The sequence below is a fragment of the Sulfurimonas sp. genome, assembly GCF_047622445.1.
GTDB lineage: Bacteria > Campylobacterota > Campylobacteria > Campylobacterales > Sulfurimonadaceae > Sulfurimonas.
The window spans coordinates 38,887-64,136 of sequence record NZ_JBLHOE010000007.1 but is presented as its reverse complement, the minus strand read 5'-3'; the positions used below and the strand labels follow the sequence as shown (position 1 = coordinate 64,136).

Genomic DNA, 25,250 nt, shown 5'->3' with positions numbered 1-25,250 from the left:
CATGATGAGGTTTTCAAACTTAATACTTGGTACTATAATATACAAAAACAGGAGAATGCTTCAAGGGCTTCTTACTTTGAGTTGGGGTATCATAAGTTTAGAGAAGATATTTCTATTCACGCCTCTATACAGTATCTACACGAATCTGAGAAAAAAAACAGTGGCGTCGAGGCTGATATTTATGGAGGAGTTGTTGAGGTTATTAGATATGGAGCTGGTATTAATATTGCGTATAATAAATCAAAAAAACACGAAGGTAAAAGAAGTTTCTCTGGGATAGGGGGAGGTTCTCTTTATACAAGTATGGATACAATGATACTTGATGAGATTACACAAGATAGAGAAGCCTCAGCTTTAGTTGTAGGTTTGGAATATGACGCAAAAAACTGGAAGCTTATCTATGCATATGGAAATTTTGAAGGTAAAGCCGATAGTGCAGGTAATACTGTTCATATTGTAGAACAAAATCTTGGGGTAGAATACACTCCCAACGATGCATTTACCTTGGCTGCAATATATGTAAAAGAAGAAGATAAGCAAAGTAGTGTTAAAACTACAAATGATTGGGACCGAGCTCAGCTCATGATCACATACGATTTTTAACAATAAGAGAGATAATATTTATATGAAAACATTAAATGATTGCAAGAAAGCCTGTAAAGTTAAAGTAACAAAACTCAATGCACCCACAGACTTAAAACAAAGACTTATCTCTTTTGGGGTTATGAAAGGATCTCTCATAGAAGTCTTAGAATATGCTCCTGCTAAAAGCACAATAGAGATAAAAGTTGGAAAAATGCGAATTGCTCTTCGTGCAAAAGAAGCAGAATTAATAGAGGTTGAAAAAATATGAATGTAGATAATACTCCCACATGTCCTGTAATAGCTAATCACATAAAAATAGCATTAGTTGGTCAGCCTAATGTTGGTAAGAGTATGCTTATCAATTCTGTATCAAATTCACACCTTCATGTTGGAAATTTTTCTGGTGTAACAGTGGATAAAACTGAAGTTCTTTTTGATTATAAAAATCATCACTTCACCGTTGTGGATTTACCAGGAACTTATGCTTTTACAGATTACACTATAGAAGAAAGAGTAACTCATGATTATCTTTGTGCTGAAGCTTATGATCTTATAATCAATGTAGTTGATTCAACATCTTTAGAGAAAAACCTTCAACTTACTGCTGAGTTAATGAGTATGAGTAAAAGTATAGTGATCGCTTTAAATATGGATGATGAAGCACAAAAAGAAAATATATTTATTAATGCTTCGTATATGTCAGAACTTATGGGAATCCCCTGTGTTAAGGTTTCTGCGGCAACAAAAAGTGGAATTGAAACTTTACTTGATGCTGTTATATCTGTCAAAGAAGAACCTGAACAAGAGACTAAACTTATCTTTTCAGAACCGGTAGAAGAAGAGATAGCAAGAATAACTCAATACCTTACAAAACATAAATATAAGGCTGTGAATTCTTATAGAAACATCGCAATAAACTTACTTAAAAACAATAAAAAAACATATGCAAAACTTCATGATGATCCAATCTGGACAGAACTACAACCAATTTTAATAGAAGCATCTAAGCATGTAGAACTTCATCATGATTCTGATGATATTAAAGAAGCCTTTGCAGAAGAATATGCATCATTTAACCGTGGTATCGTTGCTGAGGTATTAAAACAAGATGCTACAGTAGAGAGAAAGACTTTAACAGAAAAAATAGATTCTGTCCTAATCAATCCTATTGTTGGAATTCCAATCTTTTTATTTTTTATGTGGGGATTGTTTCAACTTACTTTTGAGATAGGTTCGATTCCTATGGATTGGATTGATGCATTTTTTGGATGGTTTGGAGAAACTCTAGGTGCTACTATTTCTAATGATGATGTACGCTCCCTCATTGTAGACGGTCTTATCGCCGGTGTCGGTGCAGTTGTTCTTTTTGTACCAAATATAATCATACTTTTTATAGGAATTGCTCTTTTGGAAAGTACAGGGTATATGTCTAGAGTTGCTTTTTTACTTGATGGTTTTTTCCATAAGTTTGGTATGCATGGACAGTCTTTTATCCCTCTTGTAACAGGTTTTGGATGTTCTATACCTGCGTATATGTCTGCAAGAATTCTCAAAAATGATAGAGATAGACTTTTAACTTTATTTATTATTGGTTTTATGTCATGTGGAGCAAGACTTCCTGTATATGTTCTTTTTATTGGTGCATTCTTTTCTCCTGAGATGGCAGGAAATGTACTTTTTGCAGTTTATATTGGTGGAGCGATGATGGGACTCATTGCTGCTAAAATACTTAAAATGACAGCTTTTAAAGGTGCTGATGAACCTTTTGTGATGGAAATGCCAAAGTACAGACTTCCATCAGCAAAACTAATCTGGCATACTGTTTTGACCAAAACTATGATGTACTTGAAAAAAGCGGGTACTTTTATTGCGGCAGCTACTATTCTCATTTGGTTTTTAAGTAATTATCCTCAAAACTTGATCTTAGAAGAAGAATATGCAACAAAGATTGAAAATGCAGTTGGTGAAGAAAACAAGTCAGCTTTATCAAACAAGCTTGCAGAATCGAATTTAGAACAAAGCTACTTAGGAACAATTGGAAAATTCTCCGAGCCAATATTTGAACCACTTGGTTTTGATTGGAAAATGAGTGTTGCTCTGCAAACTGGACTTGCGGCAAAAGAAGTTGTTGTTGCTACTTTGGGTGTTTTATATGCACTTGGCGATGAGGTAGATGAAGAAAATAATTCACTTATTAAAGCGATTAGCAAAAATATATCATTTGCATCTGCAATTTCTTTTATCGTAGTGATTATGATTTATCTGCCTTGTCTAGCTGCATCAGTTGTGTTTACTCGCGAAGCAGGGGGGATTAAATATTTTTTCTACCTTTTTGCTTTTACCTCCTTAACGGCTTATTTTATGGCATATATAGCATACAATATTGCTAAGTTGTTTTCCTGATTAACTTTTTTGGCTATACTAGTGCACAAATATGAGGACGGTATATTAATGTCAAAACTCTTGATTGTTGAAGAAAGTACAATCCTTTGTGGTATTTTTAAAAGATTATTAGAACAAGACGGTGGTTTTAATTTTGAGATAGTACAAAGCTATAAAGAAGCAGAAAGTTACCTTAGTAAATATAGGTATGAATTTTCAGTAGTGAGTCGCACTCTCCCTGATGCTAATCATGGTGAAGTTATTGCATTACTAAATAAACACAATGTTTCACCTATTGTTTATACAGCAAATATAGACGAAGACTTCATTGAAAGTTTTGAGAGTGCGAGTATAGTTGAATATATTTTACGTCATAGATATGATAATGTAAAATATGTAATTTTAAGACTCAATCAACTCAAAGCAAATAAGCAAAGAACAGTTTTAGTTGCACATAAATCTGAAATTTATAGAAGATATCTCAAGCAAAATCTTTCTTTACATAATTTTAAAGTTTTGATGGTAGAGAGTGCATATGAGGCTATACAAAAATTAGAAGTACATAAAGATATTAGCCTAATAATCGTAAATCAAGATTTAGCACAGGTTAATGGCTTAGAAAATATTGATGGAATTGAACTTGTTCGACGTGTACGCGCTATGAAAAGAGAGCATCTAAGTATCATCGCATTAGCAGAGGAATCAAATTCGTATGAAACGAGTTGTTTTTTAAATGAAGGTGCTGATGATTATCTTATAAATCAATACTCAAGAGATGAGTTTTACGTAAGAATATATAAAAATTTAAAAAAGTTAGGGTAGGTAAAATGATAAAAGTTTTAATGATAGAAGATGATTTAGAGTTAGCAGAAATTTTAACAGAATATCTTGAACAGTATGATTTTAAAGTAATTACAGAAGATGACCCTTTTAAGGCGGTTAGTATATTAAAATTAGAGCCATTTAACTTGGTTATTTTAGATTTAACATTACCGGGAATGGATGGACTAGAAGTGTGTGAAGCTATTCGTGAGCGTCAAGATATTCCTATTATTATATCATCTGCAAGAAGTGACCTTTCAGATAAAGTTAAAGCGCTTGAGTTAGGTGCAGATGATTATCTTCCTAAGCCTTATGACCCAAGAGAATTAGAAGCAAGAATCCATTCTGTTTTGAGACGTTACGAAGCAAGAACTGAAGCAAAAGCAGAGTCTAAAAGTGATTTTAAATGTGATAATGCAACAATGGTTATCTCATATAAAAGTAGAAATATAGACTTAACAAATGCAGAATTTGGAATACTTTCTTATATGATTGCTAAACAAGGTTTGGTAGTTTCTCGTGAAGATTTAATTCATAATGTTAATGTAATTAATGAAGACTCATCAAACAAAAGTATAGATGTAATGGTTGGAAGAATTAGAAATAAACTAGGCGATAAAACACTAATAGAGTCAGTTCGTGGTGTTGGATATAAACTACTAAAATAATGAGAAAACACGCAGTTCTTCTCACTGTTCTTTTTGCATTAATTGTTACACTTATCAGTGTAACAGTGATTTTTGTTGAGTTTTATAAACTTAACCGCCAGCAATACATAAATAATATCTTCACCAAAGACTCAGTTATCACACAAATTTACCAAGATCATGGACAAAAAGAAAGTTCAGAAATCATGCTTGAAGCAAATTTTGCAGTTTATAAGTTTAAGATTGAAAAAGATATACAAGCCCAAAAAATTATTTTAGATCGAGGCGAAATTTTAAAGCAAGTTGGTTTTAAAGACGAGACAGTAATGTTAAAAAAAGAGAATCTTGCTTCGCTTAAAAAAGCAGACACTTTACGAACAACGATGCTTGCCTACACGCATAAGATATATTTTTATATTCAATCCCCAACTGGATACATTTTGATTCAAGATGAAGAACTAAGACCGTATCGTCCTTGGAATCTTCTTTATGCCTATACGACAATTATTTTAGTATTAAGTGTCTCTTTTTTACTTATTTTACAAAGATTAAGACCACTTTCACGACTTAGAAGAAAAATTGCTAAATTCGGTGACGGTGTTATGGATATATCTTTTGCAACAGATGGTAAAGATGAAATTGCACTTATTGCAAATGAGCTTGAAGATACAAGAGTAAAGATTAAGACGATTTTAGAATCTCGTACACTTTTTTTACGTAATGTGATGCATGAACTTAAAACTCCTATTGCAAAAGGTACTATTGCAACACAAATGTTAGATTCACAAAAACAAATAGATAGGTTTACTTCTATATTTGGGAGACTGGAATCTCTTGTTGGCGAGTTTGCTTTGATTGAAGAAGTTACCTCCCTTAATGATAAAAGTGATTTTAAAGAGTGTAGACTCATTGACATTATTGATGGCGCGATAGATATGGCTATGATTCAAAAAAAAGATGTAACGATAAACATAGAAAATTCAAAAAAAATGTTTGTAAATTATAGACTTTATACTACGGCGATTAAGAATATGATTGATAATGGAATAAAATATTCTACAGATAAACATGTACGTATTGTTATGATTAATGGTGAATTGTGTTTTGAAAGTTTAGGAGATTGTATTAAACATCCTTTAAATTACTATATTGAGCCTTTTACAAAAGACAATCCATCAAAGAATAGTTTTGGCTTAGGACTTTATCTTGTCGATTCAATTTTAAAAGCACACCGTAATGTTTTAGCACATGAATACGAGAACGGTATGAACCGTTTTATATTTGCATAAGCTTATACGTGTGAATTATTTTTTATGAAATATAATCAAAATCTCTTCTTAATTGTCTTTTTTGCGATTTCTTTTTTTCTTTTTGGTTGGTTGTCTCACTCCGCATATACTCCTATACATAAAATTACAGAACCCTCCATTTTAGATACTATAAAAAAAGAAAAAGAACTCAAAGTAGTTATGCTTAATGCTCCTTCCACTTACTATATAGGTTCAGATGGTCTTCAAGGATTTGAGTATGATTTACTAAAAGATTATGCAAAGTATCTAGGTGTTGAGTTGAATGTAACCGCAGTTAATACAATTTCCGAAGCGATTGAATTGAGTGAAAGATTAGATTTTCATATCATTTCTGCCGCACTATCGAAAACACCCTCAAGAGTGGAAAAGTTTAATTTTGGACCATCTTATTTTGAAGTACAACAACAAGTTGTGTGTAATCGAGGATTGTTAAAAAACAAGCTCTTTCCCAGAGATGTAGAAAGTCTAGCTGGCTTAAAGATTAAGGTTGGGGAAGGAACAAGCTATAGTGATACGGTACGCTCTCTCATCAAAGACGGATTTGATGTTGATGTAACATATACAACGGCATACTCAACAGAAGAATTGCTGGAACAGGTTTCTAAAAATATCATAGACTGTACTATTGCAGATTCAAATATTTATGCTTTAAATCTCAGATACTATCCAGAAATGGAAATGGCATTTACTATTAGCGAGCGACAACAGCTTGCGTGGGTTTTAGCAGATGACTCCAAAGAACTTGAAGCAGACATGTACACATGGCTTAATCAGTACTCACAAAGAGGTAAGATGGCAGAGTTAAAAGATCATTATTATAGTAATGTTCATTATTTTAACTATTATGATTATAAGATGCTTTATAAGAGAATTGAAAGTCGTTTACCAAAGTACAAAAAGTTTTTTGTAAATGCTGGATTAAAGTATGGCATACAATGGAAACTTTTAGCCGCTATTGCGTACCAAGAATCTCATTGGAATCCAAATGCAAAAAGTTTTACTGGTGTACGCGGGATGATGATGCTTACTAATGCTACTGCGAAACTTTTGGGAATTAAAAATAGAGTTGATCCAGAACAAAGCATTGTAGGTGGAACACGACATATTAAGCAGATGATTAAGTTTGTACCACAAGAGGTGCAAGGCGAAAATCGTTTGAAGTTTGCATTAGCCGCATATAATATTGGAATGGGTCATGTTCACGATGCGAGAAAATTAGCAAAGAGACTGGGATATAATCAAAATATATGGAGTGATCTAAAGCAGGTACTTCCTCTTTTGTCAAAGAAAAAATATTATAAAACTCTTAAGTATGGCTACGCACGCGGTGAAGAACCGGTGAAGTATGTTGAATCTATTTATGACTATAGAGATATTTTAGAAAATCATCCTAAAGATATAAAGTAAAAAGCTAAGTATTAATTATTCTTTTATATAATAATATATATAAAAAATATATATATAAGAATAATATGAACCTATTAAAACTAATCTCATTATCTTTGTTTGGCCTCGTTAGTGTATCTCATGCTGTTTTAGTAAATGAGAAAATTACATTAAAACCAAGCATGGAAGTAAAATACAATACTTTACCATCTTCTGTTGATTCAATCGGTGAAGTTTTTAGTGAGGGAATAATCTACGGTCGCCTCAGGACAAATGCTTTTTTATGGAACTGGAAAAATGAAGCTGGATTTGATAACAAAGCTTTAGGTCTAGGTGGTAGTTTATTCTATAAAACAGCCCCATTATCAGGAATAAGTGCTACGTTAGGCATTTACACAACACAAAATCCATCTTGGATGAGAGAAGATGCAAGTAATGTGAGTAGAGTAAAAGCTGGTAAAGATACATTTAGTCGTTATAGAGTTACGACTTCAGGGCAGTTTGGTATGAGTGTCTTAGGGCAGGCTTATTTACAGTATGATGTAAGTAAAACATCTATTTTCTTTGGTCGTCAAATGTTCGAATCAGTATTTACGAGGTCTAACGATACTAAAATGATTCCAAACACTTTTGATGGTCTAAGCGCTACGATAAAAGAGCTTCCAAACACTACGATTAGACTTGCATACTTAGATAAGCAAAAACTACGAGACCATACACTTTCTCATGATGTTATAGCTTTTGCTGGCGGCTCAAGCCCAGATAAATGGCTACAAAATGATGACTCAGGAGTGAATAGAAACTTAACTGTAGCGAGGATAGGAAATGATAATGAGCTACTTATTGCATCTGTTAAAAATACTTCTATACAAAATATAAAAGCACAAATTAGTTATGCGATGGTTCCTAATGTCTTAAGTAATCTAACACTTGAAACCCACTTGAAACTACCTCTCACAAAAGACTGGAGCCTTTCGGCAGGATTTAGGTATATGCAACAGTTTGATAACTTAAATGCAAACTATAATGTTTCAAATCTTTTAACGAGTCATGATGGGTACAAGGAGAATGCAAAAAAAAGTTTGGATACAAATCTTTTAGCACTTCGATTAGATTTGAAAAATCAAGCTTTTTTAGGACGTCTTGGTTATTCACATATTGCAGATAAGGCTGACATTGTAACTCCATGGAGGGGGTTTCCTACTGGTGGGTTCACTCGAGCAATGGCACAGTATAATTGGTATGCAAATACAAAAACATATATGGCGAGAGTAGGCTATTACTTTTCTAAGGCAAAGTTATTGGATGGATTTAGCATTATGGCTCGATATGCGATTCAAGATAACGATGATAAAAAAGCAGGTGTTCCAGGAGATTCTAATATTGTGCATATAGATGCAAGACAAAATCTTGGGGATAATCTTGAGTTGAAGTTAAGACTTGGATTTGTTGAATACAAAAAAGGGATACAAGATATTAATGGAGATACAAAGGCGGATTTGTCTTATAACGAATACCGCTTTGAGATGAACTACTTTTTTTAAATCATTTAGAATAAGATTGAAAAGAGAGATAGTTTATAAAACTATTTCACCCTCTTTACCTTCTGCTAAATCAGAAAGAAATTTTTCCATATCATACTTGATTCTATACTCTGGAGTCATTATATGAATAAGAATATCTCCTAAGTCAGCAACAATCCAGTCTCCGCTTTCATCTACATTGTTAAAGTTTTCTTCTGGTTTAAGTCCATTTTTTAAATGGTCTAACAATGCAATAGTATGACGAGGCCCAAGTGAAGATGCGATAATTGCATAATCTACAAAGTAATTCTTTTGACGTAAGTCAAAAACTTCTATTGCCTCAGCTTTATTTGTATCTAGTACAGAAGTGATTTTTTCTATTCTGGTATTCAATTTTTTTCCTTGTAAAATTTTATTATTTCGTTTGCATAGATATTCGATAGTTTGGTAGAGTCCATCATCTCTCTTAATTGTGAAGAGGATATATTTTCTTCTATATTAATCGCTAAAAAATTGTGAGGAACTTTTATATCATCTCTTGTTGCTATAACAAAAGTGACTAAATGTTCCAATTCTCTGTATCTTTCCCATTTATGAAGTGATTCTAAATTATCAGCACCTATAATAAGATATATCCTCTGATAGCTGTGTAAAAGATGCTGTACACTTTCTATACTAGGAACTTTCTTTTTTAAATTTACTTCAAAACTAGAGATTTCTACATTTTTTTCTTTTTCAAAGATACCTTTAAGCCACTTTAATCTTAGCTCAGATGGTGCATGAGATTGAGATTTGAAAGGATTCAAAAAGGTTGGCATAACGATAACTCTGTCAATATTATCAAGCTCTAGCACTTCTTTAACAATACATTCATGGCCTATATGCGGTGGATCAAATGAACCACCAAAAAGTGCAATCGTTTCCATATATAAAGCGAATTATAACCAAACTTTGGGTAAAATCATCCAATTAAATAATTATAGGGAATATAATGGCACTTAAAATAGCAATTAATGGATTTGGTAGGATTGGTCGTTGTGTCGCTCGTATAGCAGCAACACGAAATGATGTTGAGATTGTTGCGATAAATGATATGGCAAGCATGGATATGATGATTTACCTGCTTAAAAATGATTCTGTTCATGGAACTTTTAAAAGTGTAATTGATGAAATTGATGAAAATACAATTAAAATTGATGGCCATAGTATTAGAATATTTTCTGATCGTGATCCTAAAAATCTAAAGTTTGCAGATTGTGGTGCAGATATGGTTCTTGAATGTACTGGTGTATTTTTAACTCAGACGTCTGCTCAAGTTCATATTGACAATGGGGTAGAAAAAGTTCTTTTCTCAGCTCCTTCAAAAGACACTGCAACTGATACATTTGTAATGGGTGTCAACGAAGAGTTATATGCTGGACAAAAAATAGTTTCAAATGCTTCATGTACAACAAACTGTTTAGGCCCAGTAGCTCGCGTACTTGATGATGCCTTTGGAATTGAGAAAGGTCTTATGACTACTATCCATTCATACACAAATGATCAAAATATCTTAGATGTAAAACATTCTAAAGATAAACGTCGTGCTCGTGCAGGTGCTATAAACATGATTCCTACAACAACAGGTGCTGCAAAAGCAATTTCACTTGTTATGCCACAACTTAAGGGTCGTCTTCATGGACAATCTGTTCGTGTTCCTACACCAGATGTTTCTATGGTAGATTTAAATGTTGTAGTAAAACGCGAAACTACTAAAGAAGAAGTTACTCGTGTATTTAATGAAGCAGCAGATGGAAGACTCCAAGGCCTTTTACTTATGGATAAAGAGATGAGAGTATCTCAAGATTTTGTTGGTAGTGAGTATAGCTCAATTGTAGCTGAGGATTTAACACAGGTTATTGGCGGAGATATGGTTAAAATCATGGCTTGGTATGATAATGAGTGGGGTTATTCAATGAGACTTATTGATATGGCTATCCATATTTCAAAATAGGAATAGATTTGGAACTTTTAAATATAAAAAAATTAGATTTAGAGAAAAAAAAAGTTTTTATACGATGTGATTTTAATGTACCTATGGATGAATTTGGAAATATCTCAGACGATAGACGCATTCGTTCAGCATTGGCAACTATCAATTTCTGTTTAGATCAAGATTGTGCGGTAATCCTTGCCTCTCATCTTGGTCGTCCTGAAGGTAAAGTAAATGAGAAATACTCGCTTATTCCAGTTGCTCGTAGATTACACCAACTTTTAAAAAGGGATGTAATTTTTGCTAGTGATGTTGTTGGAGAAGATGCAGTATCAAAAGCGTCAGCTCTTAAGGCCACTGAAATTTTACTTTTAGAAAATATTCGTTTTGAAGCTGGTGAAACGAATGATGATGAAGAATTGTCAAAAAAATTAGCAGCTATGGCTGATGTATATATAAATGATGCATTTGGAGTTTCTCATCGTGCGCACTCTTCTGTGCATGGAATTACAAAATATTTTGATGATGAACATCGTGCAGCAGGATTCTTACTTGAAAAAGAGATCACGTTCTTTGGAAAACTTATCAACGAACCTGTTCGTCCATTTGCGGCTATAGTTGGAGGCAGTAAGGTTTCAGGTAAGCTTGAAGCACTTGTAAATTTATTACCTAAGGTTGATAAAGTATTTATTGGTGGTGGTATGGCATTTACATTCCTAAAACAAATGGGTTACAACATTGGTGCATCACTCGTAGAAGATGACTTACTTGATGATGCTCAAAAAATCATGGATGAAGCAAAAAAACTTGGTGTAAAATTCTACCTACCAGTAGATGTTGTTGCCGCAGATAAGTTTGCAGAAGACGCAGTAAGTAAACTTGTAACTGCACAAGAGATACCAGATGATTGGATGGGTCTTGATATAGGTCCCGCAACCGTTAGACTTTATCGTGAAGGTTTAAGTGATGTCCAGACAGTTTTATGGAATGGGCCAATGGGTGTTTATGAAATGGATAAATTTGCTCGTGGAAGTTCTAAGATTGCTCACTTCGTTGCTGATAGTTATGCTACAACTGTTGTTGGGGGTGGAGATACTGCTGACCTTGTTCAAAGAATTGGACTTGATGAAGAAATGAGTTTTATTTCTACTGGTGGAGGAGCTTCTTTAGAGTTACTTGAGGGAAAAATACTTCCAGGTGTTTTACCACTAATTATTCAATAATTTAGGGATTTTACTATGATAATTGCGGCAAATTTAAAAACAAATCTTACGAGAAAAGAAACTAGTACGTATATAGAAGAGTTAGAGTCATATATAAAGGCAAAGAATATCTTTCAAGAAGTTTTAGTTTTCCCTGCAACTTCAAGTTTAAATGAACATAATGGCAAGGTAATTATTGGTGCTCAAAATGCCTATGCTACTAAGAATGGTGCATTTACTGGTGAAATAGGTTTAGATCACCTAGATGAATTTGGAATTAAAACTATACTCATCGGTCATAGTGAACGTCGTCATACTCTAGGTGAAACACAAGAAGAACTTGTATCAAAGTTTAACTATTATAAAGAATTAGGTTTCAAAATAGTGTACTGTGTTGGAGAACCATTAGAAAAACGTGAAGCTGGTAAAGAGGTAATGATGGATTATATTTCTACGCAATATGAAGGTATTGACACAGAATATAAAAACCTTATAATTGCATATGAGCCTGTTTGGGCAATAGGCACAGGTCTTACTCCTACTTTAGAAGATATAGAAGCAATTCATACAGATTTAAAAGGAAAGTCTACAGCTCCACTTTTATATGGAGGTAGTGTTAAAGTTACAAATGCTAAAGAAGTATTAGAGCTTAATAATGTAGATGGCGTATTAGTTGGTAGTGCTGCACTATATGCTGAACATTTCTGCAGTATGATACAGTACGCTCAAGAAGTTTAAACTTTCCTCTGTTCCACTTTTGTATGGTGGGAGTGTAAAAGTTACAAATGCTAAAGAAGTGTTAAAGCTTAATAATGTAGATGGCATTCTAGTTGGTAGTGCTGCACTCAAAGCAGAAGACTTTTGTAGAATGATTGAATATGCACAGCTAACAAAAGCTTAACCCTCTAAAAAGAATCAAATATATAAGTTATTAATTTGATCACTTATTCCCCTTAGTACCCTTTAGAACAAGATACAATTTTTTTACAAACAAAAGTGGATTAAGTGTAGTGGTAACTTTACTAACGCTAACTACTACATACTTGGCTGAAAAAGTCTCTATATACTTTAAATTGATTGTATTCTATTGATATGATTAAAATTTAATCATATTATTGATTAAAATATATCTTATTGGAGTACAATTAACTTAGAAAACATGTCAATGGGGTTTTAAACCTCTACAACTAATAAGATACCTAGGGTTCCGGTAAAGAAATTTACGTCAGGACCGAGAGCTATCGACCTCTTGAGTAGAGGTTACACGGAGGGATAAAAGCCCGGGAGGTTTTCACCTTTTTGCCGTGTTTATATTTAATCTACTCAGGAGTTTCTTATGAAATCACTCTTTAATACAACATCAAAACTTTTAGTTGCCACATCATTGGTATTAAGTATAGGTACTTCATCTCTTATGGCTGAAGTTAAAGACAAGTTTACAGTTTCCTGGACCATCTATGTTGGTTTTATGCCATGGGATTATGCTCAGCAAACAGGTATTGTTGATAAATGGGCCAAAAAATATGATATCGAAATTGATTTAGTTCAAGTAAATGACTATATCGAATCAATCAATCAATATACATTGGGTAAATTCGATGCTTGTCTTATGACAAATATGGATGCGTTAACAATTCCTGCTGCTGGTGGTGTTGATTCTACTGCACTTATTATGGGTGATTTTTCTAATGGAAATGATGGAATCATTCTTAAAAATACGAATAAACTTTCTGACATAAAAGGTCAAAACGTTAATCTAGTTGAGCTGTCGGTATCTCATTACCTACTTGCACGTGGCTTAGAGTCTGTTGGCTTAAGTGAGCGTGATGTTAGAGTAGTTAATACATCTGATGCGGATATGGTTGCAGCTTACTCATCTAATGAGGTAACAGCACTAGTACCTTGGAATCCACAATTAAGTGAGATTATGAAATCAAAAAGTGCAAATCTTGTTTTTGATTCAAGTAAGATACCCGGTGAAATAATTGATATGCTTGTTGTTAATACTACAACACTAAAAGATAACCCTAAACTAGCAAAAGCTTTAACAGGTGCATGGTTTGAAGTTATGGAACTTATGAAAAAAGGTGATGAAAAAGCACTTACATTTATGGCTGAAGGATCAGGGACTGATTTAGAGGGTTACAAAAGCCAACTTAAATCTACAAAGATGTTTTATGATGCAAAAGAAGCAGTTGAATTTGCAGATAGTGAATCACTACCAGCGGTTATGAAAAAAGTGAGTGAGTTCTCATATGATCACGGTATTTTAGGTGAAGGTGCTCCTAATGCTGAATTTATCGGTATGGAATTTCCAGGTGGTAAAACTTTTGGTGACAAGAAAAATATAAAATTACGTTTTACAGACACTTATATAAAACTTGCTGCTGATGGGAAACTATAGGTAGAACTATGAAACGATTTATGAACCTCCGACCGTCAAAATTGACGGCACTCTTTTTAGGATTGTTACCATTTTTATTTGTTGGAATGTTCTATCTCGTTGCGTCAAACGAGCGTCTTACAAATAATCCAAATGATAAGCTTTTGCCATCAATGGCAAGCTTTTCACAAGCGATTAATCGTATGGCGTTAACGCCTAGTAAAAGAACTGGTGAAATCCTTTTCATAGAAGATACAACATCCTCACTAAAACGTCTCGGTCTCGGGATTCTAATAAGCGCTGCCTTGGCAATGCTTATTGGTATCCCTTTAGGTTTTTTACCCTTTATACGATCCGGATTTTCACCATTTGTAGCGGCAGTATCTATGGTCCCACCTATGGCAATACTACCCATACTCTTTATTGTTTTTGGCATGGGAGAGTTAGCGAAAGTTGCTCTGATTGTCTTAGGTGTCACACCTTTAATCATCAGAGATTTACAACAGCGTGTTTCTGAAATTCCAGAAGAACAGCTAATTAAGGCACAAACCTTAGGTGCTTCAACATGGACAATAGTCATTCGTGTGATTTTACCTCAGATTCTACCAAGGCTATTTGACTCGATACGACTTACCCTTGGTACGGCTTGGATATTTCTTATTTCAGCTGAGGCTATCGCGGCTACTGAAGGATTGGGATATCGTATTTTTTTAGTAAGGCGTTATATGTCTATGGATGTTATTTTGCCTTATGTATTATGGATAACTTTTTTAGCATTTTTATTTGACTACTTACTCAAAAATATGACCTATAAACTTTTTCCTTGGTACTCTGCAGGAAAGGCTGAAAAATGAGTTTAATAACAATAAAAAATCTTTGGAAACTCTATGGCGATAATGTTGTACTTGAGAAGATTAATCTTAACATCAAAGAAGGCGAGTTTTGTACACTTGTTGGTCCTTCTGGATGTGGAAAAAGTACATTTTTAAAGATGTTATTAGGTCAGGAGACACCATCTCGTGGTACTTTTTTACTCGATGGTAAACCTTTTCCTGAAGAACCAAGTATCGAAAGAGGGATAGTCTTCCAGCGTTATTCAGTATTTGAACACTTAACTGTTTTAGGCAATGTATTACTTGCTATTGAACTAAAATCTTCAAAATTGATAGGAAAGCTATTTGGTAAAGAACGTACTAAAGCCAAAAAAATGGCTATGGATATGTTGGACTCAGTAGGTTTAGCTGATTCAGTAAATAAATACCCAAGTGAACTCTCTGGTGGGATGCAGCAACGGCTCTCTATTGCTCAATCTTTAGTTAATAAACCCAGAATTTTGTTATTGGATGAGCCTTTTGGAGCACTTGATCCTGGTATTCGTGCTGACATGCATATCTTAATATTGGATCTATGGAAGAAAAATAATCTAACGATAGTTATGGTCACACATGATCTGCATGAGAGCTTTTATCTTGGATCTCGTCTCTTAGTCTTTGATAAAATTCGACATGATCCGCATGAGCCTAATGCCTATGGTGCTTGTATTACTTATGATATACCCGTAGGTGAAAATGAAGGAGCAAAAATGACAAAAATTGAAAATATAATAGATAAAGGAAAATCAGCATAATGATTACAGAACATAAAAATATTAAATCCGACAGTATTCTCCTAGATGAAGTACTTCCAGGTGGTGCGAAATGGTCAAAGATTATTAAACGTGGTGACAAACTACGTATAACAACTAAGGATGGTTTAGTATCCCTTTCAGCTATGTTTTACAATGCTGATAACACAGCAGAGCGTTTTAACTCAGCAGACACAGTAAAACTTCAGCATAATGCTTATTTTTGTAAAGGAAGAGTTCTTTATTCAGAATTAGGCCGTGTACTTTTATCAATAACAGAAGATACAACTGATGGATTTTTTGATGCAATCACAGGTATAAGTAATCCTCGTATTGTTAAAGAGAATTTTGGTGAAGGTAGTTTTGAAAGTCTCCGTAATCGTTATTATAAAAGTGACAGGGAAAACTTCTTAATCGAACTTGGAAAATATGGTATGGGTAAGCGTGATATGATTCCTGCTATCAATTTCTTTAGAAAAGTAGATGTTAAAGAAGGGAGTAAACTTGAACTATCTTCTACTCGTCCAAAACCAGAGAGTTACATTGAACTACGTGCTGAAATGAATGTTTTACTGGTTCTTTCAAATACACCTCATGTGATGGAAAAGGGTGAATATAACCCTAGTGATGTTCAGCTTACATTGCATAAAGCAGAAGCATTAACACAAGATGATTATTGCATGAATTTTAGTGAACAATCACAACGTGCTTTTATCAATAACGCACGTTATTTTGCCTAAGGAGAAACAGATGAGCAAAACAATAGAAAATGCAATTTATAATGAAAAAGTAGCCGCAGGCGTACCATGGAGTTATGTTGTAAAAAAAGGTCAGACACTACGTATAATTGATCTTGAAGGATGTCAAGCTGTAGATACACTTTTTTACAATGCGAATGACCATGAAGAACGTTACTCAGCTAATGATACTGTGAGAGAACAAGGAAGTATCTTTGTTACAACTGGTACAAAGCTGATTTCTACTGATGATAATGTCTTGATGGAAGTAACTGCAGACACTTGTGGTAACCATGATACAATTGGAGGTCACTGTAGTGCAGAAAGTAATACCGTTAGGTATGCTCATGATAGAAAGTATATGCATAGTTGTCGTGATAATTATCTCTATGAGATTGGTGAACTAGAGATGGATCCTCGTGATTTGACTAATAATATCAACTTTTTTATGAATGTGCCTATTGAAGAAGATGGTTATTTAATTATTGTAGATGGTATTTCTAAAAAAGGTGCTTATGTTGATATGAAAGCAGAGATGGATACTTTAGTATTAGTCTCGAACTGTCCGCAGTTAAATAATCCTTGTAATGCTTTTAATCCAACTCCTGTACAGATGATTATCTGGGAAGACTAAGATCATGAAAACTTTAAGCACTCTTTTGCGTTTTAATGATGCACTTATACCAAACTTAGTCGCATGGATTTATATACTTGTGGCATATATCTCAGGATTTGCTGGGATAATGGCAGATGGTATTGCATTTAATGTACTTGGGGTAATTTTACTTGCCCACAGTATGGTAATTGCAGCATATTTTATCCATGAATGTGCTCATGATTCACTGTTTAAAAAAAATACTCATAATAAGTACTTTGGTGAGATTTTAATGTGGATTACGGGTGCTTCTTACAATACGTATGAAGCGATTAGACATAAGCATGTGCGTCATCATGTTGATCGTGGAGATATCGTTTCTTTTGATTACAGAGAAAAACTATTAAAATATCCTAAAACATTGAAACTTATAAAGGCTCTAGAATACTTATATATTCCAGCAGTAGAAATAATGTTGCATGCTTTAGTTCTTATTCTTCCTTTTATAAAGCCTTCGCGTAAACAATATCGCTTACGTGTTGTTAGTGCTTTGGTTTTACGTATTACTTTTTTTGCTATTTTGGCAAGCTATTCACTTCAGGTTTTATGGCTATATCCTTTAAGTTATCTTATTTTTATGACTGTGATGCGTTTTATGGATGTACATCAACATACTTTTAATCTTCATGAAACGCTTGATATGAAAAGGGGAACAGATGTTGGATCGTACGATAGAGCTTTTGAAGCACGTAATACTTATTCAAATCTAATTTCAGAATCTTATCCGTGGTTGAACTTACTAGTCTTGAATTTTTCATACCATAATGTTCACCATGATCAACAGATTCAGCCCTGGTACCGTTTACCTGCTCTACATGAAAAGCTCTATGGAGATAATACACAACAGGTTTTACCCTTTAGTAATTTACTCAAAAGTTATCATGATTATAGAGTAGCACGTGTATTACATGCAGATCCGGTTGATTTTGATGTTAAAACAGATGAGGGAAGACATTTTATTGGTGTTGATGGTGCCTCATTTTTAACGGCATTTTAAGGAGTCTGTAGTGACACAAGTAAAGAAACTTTGGCCAATACTAACAGGAACGCATAGATATGATAAATCTCTTTCTACTAGAGGACATGGAAAAGGTACCCTTATAGATGTACCTCTCTTAGCTTACCTTATTGAAACATCTAATGGACGCATCCTTTATGATACAGGTTGTGATTACAATAAAATCGCCGACGAAGTAAAACGCAAACAATTTTACGAAAGTGAAGGTTTTGCTTTTGGAGCACCGAGTATGAATAAAGAAGATCGTCTAGAAAACCATTTAGCAGAATTAGGTCTAAAAAAAGAAGATGTAGATTTAGTCTTTTGTTCTCATCTTCATTTTGATGCTGCAGGTGGTCTAAATGAGATGAAGCATGCAGAAGTACATGTACATCAAAAAGAGTTGGATTCAGCTAAGGCTTTAGAAGATGAGGCCTATTTTGCAGAGGATTTTAATGGTCCTATAAATTGGCGTACTTATGATAAAGAGTATGAAATCCTCCCTGGTGTTCGTGCAGTTGAAACGCCTGGACATTCTGCAGGTCATGCATCTCTATTTATTGAACTACGAAAGGGCAAACCAATTTTACTCGCAGGTGATGCAGCAGATTTAATTGAAAATATTGAAAAAGAGATTGCTCCTGGTTTATGTTGGGATAACAATGAAGAGATTGCTCTAGAAAGTATTAGAAAGTTAAAAAGGCTTTCTGTTGAGACTGGATCAGAGATCTGGCCAAATCATGATATGAAACATTTTAAATCAAAAAAACGTGTTTCAAATTATTTTTCATAAGGAGGATTAGATGACGCAAGTAAAGAAGTTTTGGCCAATATTGACAGGAACCCATCGTTATGAAAAAACGCTCTCAACACGTGGACATGGTAAAGGTATTATTATCGATGCGCCTATTTTAGCTTATCTTATCGAGACAGCCAATGGACGTATTCTTTATGATGTTGGGTGTGACTATAACAAGATTGCGGATGAGATAAAACGTAAACAGTTTTATGAGCATGATGGATTTGCTTTTGGACCGCCAAAGATGAGTGAAGAACAACGTCTTACAAACCGTTTAGCAGAATTAGGTTTGCAAAAAGAGGATGTAGATGTAGTTTTTTGTGGACACCTGCATTTTGATCATGCAGGAGGACTCTGTGAGATGTGTCATGCTGAAGTGCATGTCCATGAAAAAGAGCTTCAAGCAGCCAAAGCTTTAGCTGATGAAGCGTACTTTGCCCAAGATTTTGATTGTCCGATTAATTGGCGTATTTATGACAAAGAGTATGACTTAGCGCCAGGGGTTCGAGCCATTGAAACACCAGGACATACAGCAGGTCATATGTCTATGCTTATAGAATTACCAAAGGGTAAACCAATCTTACTCGCAGGAGATGCAGCAGATCTGAGTGAAAATATTGATAAAGAGATTGCTCCAGGTCTGTGTTGGAAAGATAATGAAGCAATGGCAATTGAGAGTATTAGAAAACTAAAAGATATCTCTATTCGGGCAGGTGCTGAGATCTGGCCCAATCATGATATGCGTTTTTTTGAATCAAAAAATTGTTTTCCAAAGTATTTTTCTTAAGGTAGAAGACCTTAGATCTTCACTTCATAAGACGGCTTATGAAAGTATATCGCTCGGGACGGCCCGTAAACTAAACTCTAAGGACAAAAAATGTTTACTAAAGTATTAATCGCAAATAGAGGTGAAATTGCCTGTCGCGTTATAAAAACACTAAAAAAAATGGATATAACTTCTATAGTTGTCTATACTGCAGCAGATGCGGATTCATTACATGTGAGTCTTGCTGATGAATCTTACTATATTGGTCAAGGCTTAGCTAGTGAGAGCTATCTTGATACACAAAAGATTTTAGATATTGCAAAACAAAGTGGAGCTCAAGCTATCCATCCTGGATACGGTTTTTTAAGTGAAAATGCTGCTTTTGCTGATGAGTGTGAAAAAGAGGGTATTACTTTTATAGGTCCTCGCACCGAACATATGAAAAAGTTTGGTCTTAAACATACAGCCCGTGAACTAGCAGAACTCAATAAGGTTCCATTACTTCCAGGTTCGTCTATCCTCTCAGGTTTAGAAGAGGCAAAGCTTGAAGCTAAACGTATTGTTTATCCGGTTATGTTAAAAAGTACAGCTGGCGGTGGCGGTATTGGTATGCAACTGTGTTACGATGAAGCTGAACTTTGTGATGCTTATGAGTCGGTTAAACGTCTAAGTGAAAACAACTTTTCTGATGGAGGAATGTTCTTAGAGAAGTATGTCGCACTTGCTCGTCATATTGAAGTGCAGATATTTGGAGATGGTAAAGGTTTTATAGCAACCTTAGGCGATAGAGATTGTTCAGTTCAAAGACGTAACCAAAAAGTGATTGAAGAGACACCAGCACCTGGTATTAGTGAAGAAACTAGAATCGCACTTTATAAAGCAGCTAAAAGTCTAACAGCATCAGTATCCTACCTCTCCGCAGGTACTGTAGAGTTTGTTTACGACACGACTACTGATGAGTTTTATTTCCTTGAAGTCAACACACGTTTGCAAGTTGAACATGGTATTACCGAAGAGGTAACAGGTGTAGATTTAGTGGAGTGGATGATTCGTCAAGCTTATGGTAAAAACCCTTCTCTATATGAGTATAAACATGCTCCAAAAGGTCACTCGATTGAAGTTCGTATTTATGCAGAAGATCCGGCTAAAAACTTTCAACCATGTTCAGGTATCTTAACTAACGTAAACTTTGCTAAAGATATACGATGTGATACCTTTATCGAAACAGGGCTTGAAGTTTCTGCTTTTTATGATCCAATGATCGCTAAGCTTCTTGTCAAAGCTGACAACAGAAAAGAGGCTTTAGAAAAAATCTCTCAAGCTATTGATGAAACAGCTATAGACGGTATAGAAAGCAACCTAAGATATTTAGGAGCTATTGTTAGATCAGATGTTTATAAAAAAGGTGAACAGACAACGAAATATCTAAACAGTTTTGAGTATCAAGCAAATTCTATTGATGTTCTTCGTCCAGGTACACAAACGACAGTTCAAGACTACCCTGGTCGTACAGGTTATTGGGATATTGGGGTTCCGCCATCGGGTCCTATTGATAACTTTAGTTTTCGTTATGCAAACAAGATCGTTGGTAATAGTGACAAAGCATCGGGACTTGAGATTGCTATTTCAGGGCCAACACTTCGTTTTAATTGTAATACTGTTATCGCTTTATGTGGAGCAGTAATCGATGCTTCTTTAGATGGTGAAGTTATCAATATGAATGAAGCGATTACAATTAAAGCAGGCTCTACATTAAAACTAAAAAAAGTTCATAGTGGAGGCTTTAGAACCTATTTAGCTCTTCGTGGTGGTTTTGATTTACCCCAATATCTTGGTTCATGTGCGACATTTACTCTAGGTCAGTTTGGAGGTCACGCTGGACGTACTCTTATCTCTGGGGATGTTTTACACCTTGGAACACAAACAGAAGGTGAAGTAGTAACAAAAGCCACAATACCTCACAAAGAATATGCTAACACTTGGAAAATTGGTGTTCTTTATGGACCTCATGGAGCTCCTGACTTTTTTACTAATGATGACATTAAAGCTTTTTTTGAAGCTGATTGGGAGATCCATTACAATTCAAACCGTACAGGTATTCGTCTGATTGGTCCAAAACCTCAGTGGGCGAGAACTGATGGTGGTGAAGCAGGACTTCACCCTTCAAATATTCATGATAATGCGTATGCTATTGGTGCAGTGGACTTTACTGGAGATATGCCTGTAATCTTAGGCCCTGATGGTCCAAGTTTAGGTGGTTTTGTTTGTCCTGTTACGATTGTCAATGCAGAATTATGGAAGATGGGACAACTCAGAGCCGGAGATAAAGTAAAATTTATTCCAATAGAACATGAGACAGCTAAGCAAATGATTGTCGCACAGGAAAAGGCTCTGTCTACGCTAACAACGTATGACGAGACGACTTTTTTAAATTCAAAACCCATAGGAACACCGATTTTATATACTGATGAAGGTGAAGAAGATCTTCCTTCTATTGTGATCCGTCAATCAGGCGATAGTAATATTCTTATTGAATATGGTGAAATGCAGCTAGATATTGAGTTACGTTTTCGTGTACATGTACTAATGGAAGCGCTTAAAGAAGCTGCAATTGAAGGTGTAACAGATATCACACCGGGTATTCGTTCTTTACAAATTCACTTTGAACCAAAAATATGCGACAGAGCAGATCTTATCGAACGTATTAAAAAGGTGGAACTTACTCTTCCTTCAACAGACGATATAAAAGTACCTGCTCGAATTGTACACTTACCATTATCATGGGATGATGAATCTACCCGTGTTGCGATTGACAAGTACATGAAAACTGTACGTTCAAATGCTCCATGGTGCCCAAGCAATATAGAATTTATACGTCGTATGAATGGACTTGAGAGTATAGAAGATGTAAAAAAGATTGTTTTTGATGCAAACTATTTAGTCATGGGTCTCGGTGATGTTTATCTGGGAGCTCCAGTAGCTACACCACTTGATCCAAGACATAGATTGGTCACGACTAAATATAATCCTGCCCGTACATGGACACCTGAAAATGCTGTAGGTATTGGTGGAGCTTATATGTGCGTATATGGGATGGAAGGTCCTGGTGGTTATCAGTTTGTCGGACGTACTGTACAGATGTGGAATCGTTACCGTCAAACAGCTAACTTTATTGAGCAAAAGCCATGGTTACTTCGTTTCTTTGATCAGATTAAATTCTATGAAGTAGACGCCGATGAGTTACATAAAATGCGTGAAGACTTTCCTCGAGGTCGAGTAGAATTAAAAGTCCAAGAGACAAGTTTTTCACTTAAAGAATATAAAGCATTTCTTGATACAAACGAAAGTTCTATTAAGAGCTTCAAAAAGACTCAGCAAGATGCTTTTGAAGAAGAACGTCAGATGTGGGAACGTACAGGACTTGCTAACTTCACAACTCAAAGTGCAGATGTTCAGACAGAGAAAATAGAAGTGATTGAAATTGGGGGTAATGCTGAAGCTATTGAGTCTCCGATTCAAGGAAGTCTTTGGAAAGTGATTGCTAAACTCGGTGATGTAGTTGAAGAAGGAGAAGTTCTAGCTATTGCAGAAGCGATGAAGATGGAAGTGGATATTGAAGCTCCAGAACATGGAAAGATTACTCAAGTACTTTGTAGTGAAGGTGAAAATATCTCAGCAGGAAAGATGCTTTTTGTTATAGAACCGATTGAGAAGGAAGACTAATGAAACTCGAAAATTTTAAAACAATGTGGGGTTTCGAAGGAAACTTTGAAATAGCTTGTATTGAAGCTAAAGAAGCTGGATTTGAAGGTATTGAAGGACGCGCACCTTTGGATCAAGATCAACGAGATTACTGGAAGCAATGTCTTGAAAAATATGAACTTGCATTTATTGGTGAAATAGTCACAGGGGGCGATTTTGTACCTTTACGCCATCACAGTGTAGAAGAACATATTAATGATGTTGCAACAGGTATAAACAACTCACTAGAACTTAACCCTCGTTTTATGAACTGTATGGGCGGCTGTGATGCTTGGAGTGAAGAAGATAGCATTATATTTTTTAAAGGGGCTATTGAGATTGCTGAGTCTTTTGGTATTGAAATCTCATTTGAGACACACCGTAGTAGATCACTCTTTACTCCATGGGTAACTAAACGTATGGTAGAAGCAGTCAAAAATATGAAATTAACTTTAGATATCAGTCACTGGTGCGTGGTCTGTGAACGCTTAATGGATACAGAGCTAGATACTATTAAAGCAATTGCCCCTCATGTACACCATTTTCATGCCCGTGTAGGTTACGCTCAAGGAGCACAAGTTCCACATCCTGCTGCACCTGAATATCAAGAAGCACTGCTTTCTCATCAAGAGTGCTGGGAGATTGCATGGGATTCACAAAGGGCCAAAGGTATGAATATTATAACTATGACACCTGAATTTGGTTCAGATGGATATCTACACACACTCCCATTTACCAATGTCCCTGTAGCAGATCTTTGGGAGATAAACACATGGATGGCAAAAACTGAAAATACTCATTTCAATGATTATCTTCAAAAGCAGAACTAAGATGCAAGAAAAACTTCCTATTTTTGCTTTAATTGGTGCTTCTATACTTTGGGGATTATCATGGTTACCTTTAAAGGGAATTAATGAGATGGGTATTGATGGAATAGCACTGATCTTTTGGGCATATGCTCTTTTAAGTTTAGTGATTACGCCTTTACTTATTAAAAATTTCTCTATCTGGAGAGAACATATAAAAATGATGCTTCTCATTGCATTTTTTGGTGGTGGAGCAAATCTAGCCTTTACCTATGCCATAATAAATGGAGAAGTTATTCGTGTGATGGTACTCTTTTATTTACTCCCTGTATGGGGTGTTGCTGGTGGACGTATTTTTCTTAAAGAACATATTGACAGATGGAGATATTTAGGTGTCTTTTTAGCTATAAGTGGTGCTTTTTTAATTCTTGGTGGTTTTGAGGCACTTAATGCCGTTCCATCATGGATAGACCTTATTGCCTTAGTGTCAGGACTTTTCTTCGCTATGAATAATCTTCTTTTTAGAGCTGCTCAAGCTATACCCGTAAGCTCCAAGTTAGGAAGTATGTTCTTTGGCTGTTTCACACTTGCTACATTATTTTTACTAGCAGGTGTAGAACAGTTTCCTACAGAAGTTGAAGATAATGCATGGCTTATGCTTTCACTTTATGCTTTGTTATGGCTTCTTGTAGCAAACATTGGATCACAATGGAGTGTGACACATATGGAAGCAGGACGTTCTTCAATTATTATTATTTTAGAGCTCATTGCTGCGGTAATTTCAGCGACACTTATTGCAGGTGAAATCATGACACCTCTTGAATATATGGGTGGAGGACTTATTATGACGGCAGCTTTTATAGAAGCTTTTCGCACCAAAAATGATGACGCACCAGTGACAACACTTAATTAA

The 25,250-nt window shown here is 35.0% G+C and carries 24 protein-coding genes, 1 pseudogene and 1 riboswitch; of the genes and pseudogenes, 23 read left to right on the top strand and 2 right to left on the bottom strand.

Annotated features, from left to right (window positions below; genetic code table 11):
* The 8 genes from ACI9TV_RS03000 to ACI9TV_RS02965 all read left to right on the top strand — a co-directional run.
* Window positions 1-603, top strand: a 603-nt coding sequence (locus tag ACI9TV_RS03000; protein WP_415249275.1) for a hypothetical protein, incomplete at its 5' end; no start/stop codon positions are given.
* Between the two features lie 22 nt (window positions 604-625).
* Complete coding sequence (locus tag ACI9TV_RS02995) at window positions 626-853, top strand: FeoA family protein (protein WP_415249274.1); 228 nt, start codon at window positions 626-628, stop codon at window positions 851-853.
* Window positions 850-2,988 carry a ferrous iron transport protein B gene (feoB, locus tag ACI9TV_RS02990; protein ID WP_415249273.1) on the top strand — a complete coding sequence of 713 codons (2,139 nt, stop codon included), beginning with the start codon at window positions 850-852 and terminating at the stop codon, window positions 2,986-2,988. The genes ACI9TV_RS02995 and feoB overlap by 4 nt, the downstream gene beginning before the upstream one ends.
* A 48-nt stretch (window positions 2,989-3,036) precedes the next feature.
* On the top strand, window positions 3,037-3,789 hold the full coding sequence (locus tag ACI9TV_RS02985) for a response regulator (protein WP_415249272.1): 753 nt from the start codon (window positions 3,037-3,039) through the stop codon (window positions 3,787-3,789).
* A 5-nt stretch (window positions 3,790-3,794) separates the two neighbouring features.
* On the top strand, window positions 3,795-4,457 hold the full coding sequence (locus ACI9TV_RS02980) for a response regulator transcription factor (protein ID WP_415249271.1): 663 nt from the start codon (window positions 3,795-3,797) through the stop codon (window positions 4,455-4,457).
* Window positions 4,457-5,725 carry an ArsS family sensor histidine kinase gene (locus ACI9TV_RS02975; protein WP_415249270.1) on the top strand — a complete coding sequence of 423 codons (1,269 nt, stop codon included), beginning with the start codon at window positions 4,457-4,459 and terminating at the stop codon, window positions 5,723-5,725. Before ACI9TV_RS02980 ends, ACI9TV_RS02975 begins: the two co-directional genes overlap by 1 nt.
* A gap of 24 nt (window positions 5,726-5,749) precedes the next feature.
* A complete protein-coding gene (gene mltF / locus ACI9TV_RS02970) occupies window positions 5,750-7,153 on the top strand; it encodes a membrane-bound lytic murein transglycosylase MltF (protein WP_415249269.1) in 1,404 nt (467 codons plus the stop codon).
* A 65-nt stretch (window positions 7,154-7,218) separates the two neighbouring features.
* The gene (locus ACI9TV_RS02965; protein WP_415249268.1) at window positions 7,219-8,676 is read left to right on the top strand and encodes an OprD family outer membrane porin; all 1,458 of its coding nucleotides are present in this window, start codon (window positions 7,219-7,221) and stop codon (window positions 8,674-8,676) included.
* Window positions 8,677-8,709: 33 nt separating this feature from the next.
* Here the strand turns inward: ACI9TV_RS02965 and rsfS are convergent, their stop codons facing one another.
* Both rsfS and nadD read right to left on the bottom strand, forming a co-directional pair.
* Window positions 8,710-9,048, bottom strand: a complete 339-nt coding sequence (gene rsfS, locus ACI9TV_RS02960; RefSeq protein ID WP_415249267.1) for a ribosome silencing factor — start codon at window positions 9,046-9,048, stop codon at window positions 8,710-8,712.
* Window positions 9,045-9,581, bottom strand: a complete 537-nt coding sequence (gene nadD, locus ACI9TV_RS02955) for a nicotinate (nicotinamide) nucleotide adenylyltransferase (protein ID WP_415249266.1) — start codon at window positions 9,579-9,581, stop codon at window positions 9,045-9,047. Before nadD ends, rsfS begins: the two co-directional genes overlap by 4 nt.
* Window positions 9,582-9,646: 65 nt before the next feature.
* Here nadD and gap point away from each other — a divergent pair, with 65 nt between their 5' ends.
* The 15 genes and pseudogenes from gap to ACI9TV_RS02880 all read left to right on the top strand — a co-directional run bounded on the left by gap (window position 9,647) and on the right by ACI9TV_RS02880 (window position 25,250).
* Window positions 9,647-10,648 carry a type I glyceraldehyde-3-phosphate dehydrogenase gene (gene gap / locus ACI9TV_RS02950; RefSeq protein ID WP_415249265.1) on the top strand — a complete coding sequence of 334 codons (1,002 nt, stop codon included), beginning with the start codon at window positions 9,647-9,649 and terminating at the stop codon, window positions 10,646-10,648.
* An 8-nt stretch (window positions 10,649-10,656) separates the two neighbouring features.
* Window positions 10,657-11,850 carry a phosphoglycerate kinase gene (locus ACI9TV_RS02945; protein WP_415249264.1) on the top strand — a complete coding sequence of 398 codons (1,194 nt, stop codon included), beginning with the start codon at window positions 10,657-10,659 and terminating at the stop codon, window positions 11,848-11,850.
* A 15-nt stretch (window positions 11,851-11,865) separates the two neighbouring features.
* Window positions 11,866-12,567 (top strand): triose-phosphate isomerase, encoded by a 702-nt coding sequence (locus ACI9TV_RS02940; protein ID WP_415249263.1) that lies wholly within the window; start codon window positions 11,866-11,868, stop codon window positions 12,565-12,567.
* A 13-nt stretch (window positions 12,568-12,580) separates the two neighbouring features.
* Window positions 12,581-12,730, top strand: a pseudogene (locus ACI9TV_RS02935) (triose-phosphate isomerase); the annotation flags it as partial.
* Between the two features lie 287 nt (window positions 12,731-13,017).
* Window positions 13,018-13,118: riboswitch (guanidine-I (ykkC/yxkD leader) on the top strand.
* A gap of 47 nt (window positions 13,119-13,165) precedes the next feature.
* Entirely contained in the window at window positions 13,166-14,233 is a 1,068-nt protein-coding gene (locus ACI9TV_RS02930) for a putative urea ABC transporter substrate-binding protein (RefSeq protein ID WP_415249262.1), read from the top strand.
* A gap of 8 nt (window positions 14,234-14,241) precedes the next feature.
* Window positions 14,242-15,066: an ABC transporter permease gene (locus ACI9TV_RS02925; RefSeq protein ID WP_415249261.1), complete on the top strand. Its 825-nt coding sequence runs from the start codon at window positions 14,242-14,244 to the stop codon at window positions 15,064-15,066.
* A complete protein-coding gene (locus tag ACI9TV_RS02920) occupies window positions 15,063-15,839 on the top strand; it encodes an ABC transporter ATP-binding protein (protein WP_415249260.1) in 777 nt (258 codons plus the stop codon). Before ACI9TV_RS02925 ends, ACI9TV_RS02920 begins: the two co-directional genes overlap by 4 nt.
* Window positions 15,839-16,576, top strand: coding sequence for an urea amidolyase associated protein UAAP1 (locus ACI9TV_RS02915; RefSeq protein ID WP_415249259.1), 738 nt, complete (start codon window positions 15,839-15,841; stop codon window positions 16,574-16,576). The genes ACI9TV_RS02920 and ACI9TV_RS02915 overlap by 1 nt, the downstream gene beginning before the upstream one ends.
* 10 nt (window positions 16,577-16,586) lie before the next feature.
* Window positions 16,587-17,207 (top strand): urea amidolyase associated protein UAAP2, encoded by a 621-nt coding sequence (locus tag ACI9TV_RS02910; RefSeq protein ID WP_415249258.1) that lies wholly within the window; start codon window positions 16,587-16,589, stop codon window positions 17,205-17,207.
* 4 nt (window positions 17,208-17,211) lie between these two features.
* Window positions 17,212-18,225 carry a fatty acid desaturase family protein gene (locus tag ACI9TV_RS02905; protein WP_415249257.1) on the top strand — a complete coding sequence of 338 codons (1,014 nt, stop codon included), beginning with the start codon at window positions 17,212-17,214 and terminating at the stop codon, window positions 18,223-18,225.
* 10 nt (window positions 18,226-18,235) lie between these two features.
* A complete protein-coding gene (locus tag ACI9TV_RS02900) occupies window positions 18,236-19,018 on the top strand; it encodes an N-acyl homoserine lactonase family protein (RefSeq protein WP_415249256.1) in 783 nt (260 codons plus the stop codon).
* Window positions 19,019-19,028: 10 nt separating this feature from the next.
* Entirely contained in the window at window positions 19,029-19,811 is a 783-nt protein-coding gene (locus ACI9TV_RS02895; RefSeq protein WP_415249255.1) for an N-acyl homoserine lactonase family protein, read from the top strand.
* 90 nt (window positions 19,812-19,901) lie between these two features.
* Window positions 19,902-23,513: an urea carboxylase gene (gene uca / locus ACI9TV_RS02890; protein WP_415249254.1), complete on the top strand. Its 3,612-nt coding sequence runs from the start codon at window positions 19,902-19,904 to the stop codon at window positions 23,511-23,513.
* Window positions 23,513-24,361, top strand: coding sequence for a sugar phosphate isomerase/epimerase family protein (locus tag ACI9TV_RS02885; RefSeq protein ID WP_415249253.1), 849 nt, complete (start codon window positions 23,513-23,515; stop codon window positions 24,359-24,361). The genes uca and ACI9TV_RS02885 overlap by 1 nt, the downstream gene beginning before the upstream one ends.
* A gap of 1 nt (window position 24,362) precedes the next feature.
* Window positions 24,363-25,250 (top strand): DMT family transporter, encoded by an 888-nt coding sequence (locus ACI9TV_RS02880; RefSeq protein WP_415249252.1) that lies wholly within the window; start codon window positions 24,363-24,365, stop codon window positions 25,248-25,250.

What these genes read in the sequence shown, in the direction of transcription:
- mltF (WP_415249269.1), top strand. Translation starts at nt 5,750, where the DNA reads ATGAAATATAATCAAAATCTCTTCTTAATTGTCTTTTTTGCGATTTCT.
- ACI9TV_RS02915 (WP_415249259.1), top strand. Translation starts at nt 15,839, where the DNA reads ATGATTACAGAACATAAAAATATTAAATCCGACAGTATTCTCCTAGAT.
- ACI9TV_RS02905 (WP_415249257.1), top strand. Translation starts at nt 17,212, where the DNA reads ATGAAAACTTTAAGCACTCTTTTGCGTTTTAATGATGCACTTATACCA.
- ACI9TV_RS02985 (WP_415249272.1), top strand. Translation starts at nt 3,037, where the DNA reads ATGTCAAAACTCTTGATTGTTGAAGAAAGTACAATCCTTTGTGGTATT.
- ACI9TV_RS02995 (WP_415249274.1), top strand. Translation starts at nt 626, where the DNA reads ATGAAAACATTAAATGATTGCAAGAAAGCCTGTAAAGTTAAAGTAACA.
- ACI9TV_RS02940 (WP_415249263.1), top strand. Translation starts at nt 11,866, where the DNA reads ATGATAATTGCGGCAAATTTAAAAACAAATCTTACGAGAAAAGAAACT.
- nadD (WP_415249266.1), bottom strand. Translation starts at nt 9,581, where the DNA reads ATGGAAACGATTGCACTTTTTGGTGGTTCATTTGATCCACCGCATATA.
- ACI9TV_RS02885 (WP_415249253.1), top strand. Translation starts at nt 23,513, where the DNA reads ATGAAACTCGAAAATTTTAAAACAATGTGGGGTTTCGAAGGAAACTTT.
- uca (WP_415249254.1), top strand. Translation starts at nt 19,902, where the DNA reads ATGTTTACTAAAGTATTAATCGCAAATAGAGGTGAAATTGCCTGTCGC.
- feoB (WP_415249273.1), top strand. Translation starts at nt 850, where the DNA reads ATGAATGTAGATAATACTCCCACATGTCCTGTAATAGCTAATCACATA.
- gap (WP_415249265.1), top strand. Translation starts at nt 9,647, where the DNA reads ATGGCACTTAAAATAGCAATTAATGGATTTGGTAGGATTGGTCGTTGT.
- ACI9TV_RS02930 (WP_415249262.1), top strand. Translation starts at nt 13,166, where the DNA reads ATGAAATCACTCTTTAATACAACATCAAAACTTTTAGTTGCCACATCA.
- ACI9TV_RS02910 (WP_415249258.1), top strand. Translation starts at nt 16,587, where the DNA reads ATGAGCAAAACAATAGAAAATGCAATTTATAATGAAAAAGTAGCCGCA.
- ACI9TV_RS02980 (WP_415249271.1), top strand. Translation starts at nt 3,795, where the DNA reads ATGATAAAAGTTTTAATGATAGAAGATGATTTAGAGTTAGCAGAAATT.
- ACI9TV_RS02920 (WP_415249260.1), top strand. Translation starts at nt 15,063, where the DNA reads ATGAGTTTAATAACAATAAAAAATCTTTGGAAACTCTATGGCGATAAT.
- ACI9TV_RS02895 (WP_415249255.1), top strand. Translation starts at nt 19,029, where the DNA reads ATGACGCAAGTAAAGAAGTTTTGGCCAATATTGACAGGAACCCATCGT.
- ACI9TV_RS02925 (WP_415249261.1), top strand. Translation starts at nt 14,242, where the DNA reads ATGAAACGATTTATGAACCTCCGACCGTCAAAATTGACGGCACTCTTT.
- ACI9TV_RS02880 (WP_415249252.1), top strand. Translation starts at nt 24,363, where the DNA reads ATGCAAGAAAAACTTCCTATTTTTGCTTTAATTGGTGCTTCTATACTT.
- ACI9TV_RS02975 (WP_415249270.1), top strand. Translation starts at nt 4,457, where the DNA reads ATGAGAAAACACGCAGTTCTTCTCACTGTTCTTTTTGCATTAATTGTT.
- ACI9TV_RS02965 (WP_415249268.1), top strand. Translation starts at nt 7,219, where the DNA reads ATGAACCTATTAAAACTAATCTCATTATCTTTGTTTGGCCTCGTTAGT.